We start from the raw sequence: 7,848 nt of genomic DNA, 5'->3' as shown, positions 1-7,848 counted from the left end.
CCAGTATATTAAGTGACATCACTAATATACCAATAGACGCAGGAACTGCTTGCTTAATCAACAAACTAGTTATCGTTTCTGTTCCTAAAAGTTGGGATTTGCTGGGTGTTTTTGTAGACATGTGCTGTAAAAATACTTTGCTGTTTTTTTTAGGTCATTTAAATCAGACCTTAAAGCTTAGATTTTATAATGAAACAAAGGCTTTTCATTATTCTGAAAAGCCTTTGTTATTATGTATATGAGATATACATTTATGCCGTTACTTCACTCATAGCCCACTCATCTATCCAACGAGAAAGTACTTTTACCCAATCTTCACGATCGTTCAAACAAGGGATAACATGAAAATCCTTTCCACCTACTTCATGAAAAATCTCTTCTCCTTCCATAGCGATCTCTTCTAGCGTTTCTAGGCAGTCGCTTACAAAAGCTGGAGTAACAATTGCCATTTTCTTGGTGCCTCCTAATCCCATTTTTTCGATCGTACGGTCCGTATAGGGAGTTAACCATGGGTCAAAACCCAAACGAGATTGGAAACTGGTAGAAAATGTTCCTTCTTCCATTTCCAAGTATTCCCCTACTAATCGAGTTACCTCTTTACACTGATGGCTGTAGCAAAACTCGTGCGCGGGTGAAGGCGTAGAGCAGCATTTACCATCCATTTTACAATGTGAATTTGTAATATCGCTTTTTTTGATGTGCCTTTTTGGGATACCATGGTAAGAAAATAGTAAATGCTCGTAGTCCTTACCTTTAAGAGACTCCCTAATCGATTCTGACAGCACCCTTATATAGTCAGGATGGTTATAAAAAGGAGGCATGTTGGTAAACGACATGTGTGGAAACTTCTCTTGACGCAGTTCTTCTGCGAGAACTTGAATCGTATCTGTAGTTGCCATAGCGTATTGTGGATACAATGGAATCAACAGTACCTCATCCACACCTTGATCGTGTAACTCTTTTAAACCGTCTTCTATACACATTGATCCATAGCGCATGGCAAGAGCTATAGGTATACTAGTAAAAGAATCTATCTTCTCTTGTAAACGTTCAGAGAGGACAATTAATGGACTTCCTTCTTCCCACCAAATTTTACCATACGCCTCAGCACTCTTTTTAGGCCTTGTATTTAAAACTATCCCTTTTACAAGAATCGCTCTCAACACATATGGAAAATCAATTACCCGCTCATCCATTAAGAATTCACCGAGGTATTTCTTTACATCTTTTGGACTAGGACTGTCTGGAGACCCCAGATTTACCATTAATACTCCTTTTTTCATATCTAAATTTATACTTCTACAAAAGTCGGCAATATGGTCAAGTAATTACCAAATTGTCTTTTAAATATTTGATACTTCCATTGATATTACTGATAATATGTATAATTTAACGACAGTAAACTCAAATGTCAACATTTATATCACGTTTAACTTTTACTTGAAAATAGCATGGTGTTTTTCTTTTTTGTTAGCTTTTATCTCTGAATCTCCGTCGGAAACTTGGATCCTGAAGATGGATATTATACCCCGAGTAAAATTTACTTTAAAAAATTTCATTCCTTTAGAATCCTTTGTCCTTTAGAGCTAAATGGGAAGGTAATCTAAAATATCTAAAGAGAGGAGCGCTACATTTGAATACACAGTTGGTCTATCCATAAACGCAATTTATACGTTACCTAGAACAGGCCATTTACGAATTATCTTAACGGGAACTAAAGGCTGTATTTTTCTGTGATATAAAACGGTGGAAACTTTAAGCACCCTCACTTTTAAAAAATCCTTTAAAGCATCGATTTACTTTTATAATCTCAGGACTGGCCGTCAGTAGGGTAGTTTGTATTCTTTAACTGGATATTTTAAGCCCTTTATCATACCTTAATTCTAGACCCTCCACTAAAAACATTAAACTTAAACTAATTTCACCATATGTATCTTTAGCTACTCTAATATGATCAGGTACTGCGCCACTTAACTCTCGTACATCCCTCATTATATAACCAGATTTAAAGACATAGGTCACGTTTGCAAAAGGTCGTCTATTTTGGGCCTTTATAGATGAGCCGATTTCTGATTACTAGCCTCATGACCTTAGAACTATTCTTTACTTCGGTCTTCTTAATTTCTAATTCAGCCTACTTTTATCATCCACATCCCAGTCTTCATCATCATCATCATCATCGTCAACATTTTTACCTTGATTAAAATTGAATTTACTCAGGTCTTTGTCTTTATAGCGGGTCCATATAAATAAAGGCATGATCACAAAGAATACAAACAAGGTAGAAAGACCAATCATCTTATGACCAGAAGCAGGGTCACCTTGATCTATAGTATAAAATCCTGCCCCAATTGCTGCCATAGCAAACAGGAGTAACATTCCAAGAAATTTTAAAAAACCCATATAATTATATTCATTAAATCCACATTTCGAGAGCCTTTCAATCAACTCCATATACCAAATCACTGTTTGTCTATCAGGACAAGGTGATGTGTAAGGCTCTCTAAGACTGATGTTTTTATATTCAAAAACTCAACTTTTTCTTACCCCTTTGACAAGCATAGTATAAGCACTATAAGAGTGAGGTTTCCAAAAATGAAGGACTCCCTAACTCAAAACGCATAGCTGAAAACCAAATATGCATTTCGAAAGCCTTCATGCTGGCTTATTTGAAAAAACAGAAGTCTGAAAGTCTCGAAGACTTATCGCTCCCTGACTCACCAACTAAACGGTTACTTTCAAATTTAATTCCTTCAACTGTTGGTCATCAATAGCACTTGGCGCATCGATCATGACATCGCGACCGCTGTTATTTTTAGGGAAAGCAATAAAATCTCTGATGGTTTCTTGCCCGCCTAGAATAGCTACCAATCGATCAAAACCGAATGCTAGCCCCGCATGTGGAGGTGCTCCATATTCAAAGGCATCCATCAAGAAACCAAATTGTGAACGAGCTTCTTCTGGTGTAAAGCCTAAATGGTCAAACATCAAAGCTTGCAACTCTTTATCAAATATCCTTACAGATCCACCACCTATTTCATTTCCATTCATCACCAAGTCATAAGCGTTTGCTCGCACATTTCCAGGATCTGTTTTTAGCTTCTCTATATCTTCTGGCTTAGGAGAAGTAAATGGATGGTGCATCGCGTGGTAACGTTTTGAATCTTCGTCCCATTCTAAAAGTGGGAAGTCGACCACCCATAATGGCGCAAATTCATTTGAATTACGCAACCCCAATCGCTCCGCCATTTCCATACGCAATGCACTTAATTGTGCCCGCGTTTTATGAGCTGGTCCAGACATTACACAAATTAAATCTCCAGGCTCTGCTCCAGTGGCTTCTGCCCATTTTGCAAGGTCTTCTTGTGTGTAGAATTTGTCCACGCTGGACTTATAGCTTCCGTCTAAGTTGTATTTTGCATACACCATTCCGGTTGCTCCTACTTGTGGACGTCTTACCCAATCAATTAATTTATCTATTTCTTTACGTGTCATGCTCTCACCACCAGGAACCGCTATCCCTACGACAAGCTCTGCCTCGTTAAATATTTTGAATTCTCCCGCTTTCGCGAAAGCGTTCAAATCAGCAAACTCCATCCCAAAACGAATGTCTGGTTTGTCATTACCGTATTTTTCCATCGCCTCCTTGTAGGTCATTCTTGGAAATTGCGCTACCTCCACGTTTTTCACTTTCTTCAATAAATAACGTGTCATTTCTTCAAAGACATTCAAGACATCTTCTTGCTCCACAAAAGACATCTCACAGTCTATCTGTGTAAACTCTGGTTGACGGTCTGCGCGCAAATCCTCATCACGGAAACATTTTACTATCTGAAAGTATTTATCCATACCACCCACCATAAGCAATTGCTTAAAGGTCTGTGGTGACTGTGGCAAGGCATAAAACTGACCTTCATTCATGCGAGAAGGCACCACAAAATCACGAGCACCTTCTGGGGTGGATTTGATCAATACAGGAGTTTCTACTTCTATAAAATCTTTGCCTGCCAGGAAATTACGTACTTCCATCGCTACTTTAGAACGGAAAATCAAATTATCTCGCACTGGATTGCGGCGTATATCAAGGTAGCGGTATTTCATACGCAACTCTTCTCCACCATCTGTTTTATCTTCAATAGTAAAAGGAGGCGTTTTAGACACACTGAGAATTTCTAATTCCTTCACCAGGATTTCAATTTCACCAGTGGAGATGTTTTTATTTTTAGATACCCGTTCAATTACGGTTCCTTTTACCTGAATCACAAACTCGCGACCTAGTTTTTGAGCTTTTTCAATAAGTACTTTTTCAGTGCGTTCTTCATCAAAAAGCAACTGAGTAATACCGTAGCGGTCTCTTAAATCTACCCAAACAATAAAACCTTTATCACGGCTTTTCTGAACCCAACCGGCAAGTGTTACTTCTTTATTTATATCGCTAGCACGCAGGCTGCCACAATCGTGTGATCTATACATAATTATTACTTCTAGTAAACCTGCAAAAATAAACCGATTTCAGACATAAATACAAAAGGAAAAGGCAAATATTTGATTAAAAACACCTCGTTTTTATCGATTACGAAACGTTTATTATTTAGTTATCTATATCATAGTCAATTACTTATAGATTTAATGTAAATTTAATGTTATCTAAATGTTGGTTTAACATGTTTTTAATGTTAACTTTGAATCATATAAAAGCACAAGATGATGAAAAATATTCTTTTAATATGCGCATTAGCAATTGGAACATTTGCAATGGCACAGGAGGTAAAACCTACCTTTGAAAAGATGGAAGATGGAGTGATTAAAGCAACTTTTTTCCATGACAATGGAGCGGTTGCTCAAACAGGAACATTCTTAGAAAATAAAAGACACGGTGAGTGGATTAGCTATAATGCTGATGGTCAAAAAACTGCTAAGGCAGAGTATAAGAACAATAGAAAAGCAGGTAAATGGTTTTTCTGGAATAACGACCAACTTACTGAAGTAGATTATAGTGAAAATGCTATTGTAGCAGTTAACACGTGGGTCAGTAAAGAACCCGTGGCAACAAACAGACCGTAGTTCACGATTCCTTATAATCTTGAAAATCCCTTTCTAAATTTTAGAAAGGGATTTTTTTATGGACTTATTGTTGTTAAAACTCCGGCGTAACCGCGTGTAAAGTCATTACCAACCATATCCACCAAAGCATTATCAATTTTAGAAACGTAAGTGCCTTTTGTATTTTTAGTGATGGAAAATGTCCCCTACTCAATTTCCTCCTCAATGTGTGGCGTATTGTTCTGAACATCATAGTTTATTGCAACATATATTTCTGATTGATTTGATGATGCAGCTTGATGATCGGTAATGGAATAAACTCCTTTCAGTTTGAAAGAAGAGTGATCTGAATATACCGGTATAAAAGTACCGTCTGGCGCACCTAAAAAATTAATTTTGACTCCAAGAGTGTTTACCACACGCTCATCATATAAACTTCCTGTAAAGATCGAGATCAGCTTGTTCTGAAGTCGTCCATCAGACAACTAACACAATAACAACAAAACATAGGATTAATTTTTTCACAATCTAATGTATTCCAATTATGAAAAATTTATTTTCCTTTACACCTTGCTGTGTAGCTTTTTGACAAATACACAAAGCGATGAATTGGAAACCAATAAGTTAAAGAGTATTGATCCATCTAGAATTTGGACAATAATTTAGTTTTTATAAGAATGTTTTAAATCCCAAGACTCCATTTATTGCGACCAACACACTAAGTCTTGAAACCTAAACACTATTATAATCGCGAGAAAAGAAAAGAGCAAGGCAAATCCATAACCATCGATACGGGAAATTACTTTGCGCTAGAATTTCAACGCGTTCCTGACTGAATGACCTATTCAAGTAGTGATAATTTAAACATTAGTAGACCGACAAGTGTCATCCCTAAGGTAGGTATGAAAAAAAATAACTGCTTTTTCTAGTTTTGATCTAGCGGACGGCATCGATTACCAGTGACGTGACAATACTACTAATGCTGTGGCAGTAAGAGTAGATATAAAACTCTCTTTTATTTTCATAAACCTTACGCAACTTCGTAAAAATATAAATGGTCTTTAGTAAAAGACAAGTGACGTTTATCTTGAACATTAAAACCCCTTTCTAAAATATAGAAAGGGGTTTTTTACACTGTTGCCCTAAGTTTTACCTAAAAAAGGCGACTAAAGGTTAACATACTTTTGCTGTAACATATTATACAATAAGTTCAACTGATCGTATCTTTACCACAAATGACTTAGATTATGGCAACTCCTAAAAAAACACCTGCAAAAAAAACACCTGCAAAAAAAGACATTGCTAAGCAAGAAATCGTAAAACGAGAAATCACGAAGCACGATATCATCACTGCCTATATGGATTATGTTCTTGAGCACGAAAGAACGCCTAAATCTGTTTATAAATTTGCTAAGGACAACAACATGTCGGAGCAGGAGTTTTATAAATTCTTCGGTAGTTTTGACAGTTTGAGCAAAGACATCTGGAATACCTTCTTTACCATGACTATGGACGTTGCTCATAAAAATGAGGAATATGATCATTTTTCCAATAGGGAGAAGATGCTTACCTTTTTCTATACTTTCTTTGAGCTTTTAACCCTTAATAGGAGTTATGTTCTTTATACCTTAAAAGAAAACCAGAATACCATGAGTAATATGGAGCAATTGAAAGGCTTGCGCAAGCACGTTAAAAATTTTGCTAAAGACTTGATCATGCAGCGCAATGAGGATAAAACCAACATTATCCTAGAACGTTCTGAAACGATCTACAGCGAAGGCGCCTGGATCCAAATGTTATTTCTTATGAAATTCTGGATGGATGACGACAGTGCTGGTTTTGAAAAGACGGACATGGCTATTGAGAAATCGGTAAACACCATTTTTGATGTTTTTGATAACACTCCTTTAGATGCTGTTCTTGATTTTGGAAAGTTTTTATGGAAAGAAAGAATGGCCTAATACATCAAAGCTACAGTTTAGAACCAAAATTACTCCTTATAGAAATTGATCTTCATATTTCTTATGTGTTTCATTTTTTATTTTCTTGGGAAAACAGAAGTTTATCCTGAGGTAATTCCGGACGAAAGCGTGATAACAACAAATTAAAGAATTCATAATTAAACCTTACGAATTCGCTATTGCACTATGAAAACATTAGACAGAATACCTACCAGTAAAATAGGTCGTACATCAGAAATGGTAAAAACTGGAGCCAAAATAGGTGTCAACTATATCAAGTATTATTCTAAAAAAGCAGTGAATCCATCCATGGACCGCTCTTCTCTAGACGAAGATAACGCCACAGATATTTATGACGGCTTAAAGAGTTTAAAAGGCAGCGCGCTTAAAGTAGCGCAAATGCTCTCCATGGACAAAAGCTTGTTACCAGGCGCTTATGTAGAGAAATTTAGTCTCGCACAGTTTAGCGTACCACCATTATCTGCTCCATTAGTTAGAAAGACATTTAAAATATATCAAGGTGCTTTTCCTGAAGAAATTTACGATACATTTTCTAAAGACTCTGTAAACGCCGCTAGCATTGGCCAGGTTCACAGAGCTACGAAGGATGGTACCGAACTCGCCATAAAAATTCAATATCCAGGAGTAGCAGAATCTATAGGAAGTGATCTTGCGATGGTAAAGCCCTTCGCTATTAAAATGTTCAACCTCAAAGGAGAGGACTCTAAAAGATATTTTTCTGAAGTAGAAGATAAACTAACAGAAGAGACCGATTACGAGCTTGAAGTAAAGCAGAGTATCGCAATTACTGAAGCTTGCGCACATATTCCTAATCTTAAGTTTC

Annotated in this window: 8 protein-coding genes; 4 read left to right on the top strand and 4 right to left on the bottom strand. The window is 36.7% G+C overall.

Going from position 1 to position 7,848, the window contains the following annotated elements; translation table 11 throughout:
- The coding region (locus tag ACJAT0_RS11635) for a hypothetical protein (RefSeq protein WP_415181788.1) at positions 1 to 242 on the top strand (242 nt) is incomplete at its 5' end.
- Positions 243 to 251: 9 nt separating this feature from the next.
- Here the strand turns inward: ACJAT0_RS11635 and hemH are convergent.
- From hemH to aspS, 3 genes are all read right to left on the bottom strand, one after another.
- On the bottom strand, positions 252 to 1,283 hold the full coding sequence (gene hemH / locus ACJAT0_RS11630) for a ferrochelatase (RefSeq protein ID WP_415181787.1): 1,032 nt from the start codon (positions 1,281 to 1,283) through the stop codon (positions 252 to 254).
- Between the two features lie 841 nt (positions 1,284 to 2,124).
- Positions 2,125 to 2,379 carry a hypothetical protein gene (locus ACJAT0_RS11625; RefSeq protein WP_415181786.1) on the bottom strand — a complete coding sequence of 85 codons (255 nt, stop codon included), beginning with the start codon at positions 2,377 to 2,379 and terminating at the stop codon, positions 2,125 to 2,127.
- Positions 2,380 to 2,724: 345 nt separating this feature from the next.
- Complete coding sequence (gene aspS / locus ACJAT0_RS11620; RefSeq protein ID WP_374004551.1) at positions 2,725 to 4,473, bottom strand: aspartate--tRNA ligase; 1,749 nt, start codon at positions 4,471 to 4,473, stop codon at positions 2,725 to 2,727.
- Positions 4,474 to 4,704: 231 nt separating this feature from the next.
- On the opposite strand from aspS, the gene ACJAT0_RS11615 reads away from it, so the two are divergent.
- Positions 4,705 to 5,064, top strand: a complete 360-nt coding sequence (locus ACJAT0_RS11615) for a toxin-antitoxin system YwqK family antitoxin (RefSeq protein ID WP_374004552.1) — start codon at positions 4,705 to 4,707, stop codon at positions 5,062 to 5,064.
- A gap of 185 nt (positions 5,065 to 5,249) precedes the next feature.
- Here the strand turns inward: ACJAT0_RS11615 and ACJAT0_RS11610 are convergent, their stop codons facing one another.
- A complete protein-coding gene (locus tag ACJAT0_RS11610; RefSeq protein ID WP_415181785.1) occupies positions 5,250 to 5,528 on the bottom strand; it encodes a hypothetical protein in 279 nt (92 codons plus the stop codon).
- A 762-nt stretch (positions 5,529 to 6,290) separates the two neighbouring features.
- Here ACJAT0_RS11610 and ACJAT0_RS11605 point away from each other — a divergent pair.
- A complete protein-coding gene (locus tag ACJAT0_RS11605; RefSeq protein WP_374004554.1) occupies positions 6,291 to 7,004 on the top strand; it encodes a TetR family transcriptional regulator C-terminal domain-containing protein in 714 nt (237 codons plus the stop codon).
- A gap of 186 nt (positions 7,005 to 7,190) precedes the next feature.
- A partial coding sequence (locus tag ACJAT0_RS11600) for an AarF/UbiB family protein (protein ID WP_415181784.1) occupies positions 7,191 to 7,848 on the top strand: 658 nt, incomplete at its 3' end.

The organism is Nonlabens sp. (genome assembly GCF_047636915.1).
Taxonomy (GTDB): Bacteria; Bacteroidota; Bacteroidia; order Flavobacteriales; family Flavobacteriaceae; genus Nonlabens.
The sequence above is the reverse complement of the archived record's forward strand: the minus strand, read 5'-3'. Positions and strand labels throughout refer to the sequence as shown.

Bases quoted from the DNA above. Each gene is read 5' to 3' on its own strand.
- hemH (WP_415181787.1), bottom strand. From the start codon at position 1,283: ATGAAAAAAGGAGTATTAATGGTAAATCTGGGGTCTCCAGACAGTCCT.
- ACJAT0_RS11625 (WP_415181786.1), bottom strand. From the start codon at position 2,379: ATGTTACTCCTGTTTGCTATGGCAGCAATTGGGGCAGGATTTTATACT.
- aspS (WP_374004551.1), bottom strand. From the start codon at position 4,473: ATGTATAGATCACACGATTGTGGCAGCCTGCGTGCTAGCGATATAAAT.
- ACJAT0_RS11615 (WP_374004552.1), top strand. From the start codon at position 4,705: ATGATGAAAAATATTCTTTTAATATGCGCATTAGCAATTGGAACATTT.
- ACJAT0_RS11605 (WP_374004554.1), top strand. From the start codon at position 6,291: ATGGCAACTCCTAAAAAAACACCTGCAAAAAAAACACCTGCAAAAAAA.